This is a genomic window from Pseudomonas typographi (assembly GCF_014694385.1).
Lineage (GTDB): Bacteria > Pseudomonadota > Gammaproteobacteria > Pseudomonadales > Pseudomonadaceae > Aquipseudomonas > Aquipseudomonas typographi.
Genome location: NZ_JAAOCA010000104.1, coordinates 1 through 888, shown reverse-complemented (window position 1 = coordinate 888; position 888 = coordinate 1). Strand labels below are relative to the sequence as shown.

1 protein-coding gene is annotated in these 888 nt (G+C 66.9%); it reads right to left on the bottom strand.

Annotated elements, in window-relative coordinates:
* A partial coding sequence (locus tag HAQ05_RS27840) for an NCS2 family permease (RefSeq protein WP_190427600.1) occupies nt 1–888 on the bottom strand: 888 nt, incomplete at both ends.

The following is an 888-nucleotide window of genomic DNA, read 5'->3' as shown; positions in this document are numbered from 1 at the left end:
GATTCGATGTAGCTGGTGGTGGTCGAGGTGCCGAGCAGCGAGCCCACCATGGCGGCGCTGGAGTCGGCGATCAGGGCGCGGCCCATCTTCGGCATGTAGCCGTCCTCGCGCATCAGGCCGGCGCGCTTGGCCACGCCGATGAGGGTGCCGGAGTTGTCGAACAGGTCGACGAACAGGAAGGCGAAGATCACGCTGACCAGGCCGATGTTCAGGGCCCCGGCGATGTCGAGCTGTAAAAAGGTCGGGGCCAGCGAGGGCGGCATCGACACCAGGCCGCCGAAGGGGCTGAAGCCGAACAGGATCGACACCACGGTCACGGCGAGGATGCCGATCAGCACGGCGCCGCGCACCTTCAGGGCTTCCAGGGCAACGATGAGGACGAAGCCGAGCACGGCGAGTATCGCCCCGGGCTGGCGGAGGTCGCCCAGGCCCACCAGGGTGGCGGGGTTATCGACGACGATGCCGGCGTTCTGCAAGGCGATCAGTGCCAGGAACAGGCCGATGCCGGCGGCGATGGCGCTGCGCAGGGGCAGGGGGATGCTGTTGACGATCCACTCGCGGATTTTGAACACCGAGAGCACGAAGAAGCACACCGCCGAGAGGAACACGGCGCCGAGCCCGACCTGCCAGGTGTGGCCCATGTGCAGCACCACGGTGTAGGTGAAGAAGGCGTTCAGGCCCATGCCGGGTGCGAGGGCGATGGGGTAGTTGGCGATCAGGCCCATCAATGCCGAGCCGATGGCGGCGGCCAGGCAGGTGGCGACGAACACGGCGCCTTTGTCCATGCCGGTGGCGCCGAGGATGCTCGGGTTGACGAACAGGATATAGGCCATGGCGAGGAAGGTGGTGGCCCCCGCGAGGATTTCGGTGCGCACAGAGGTGTTGTGC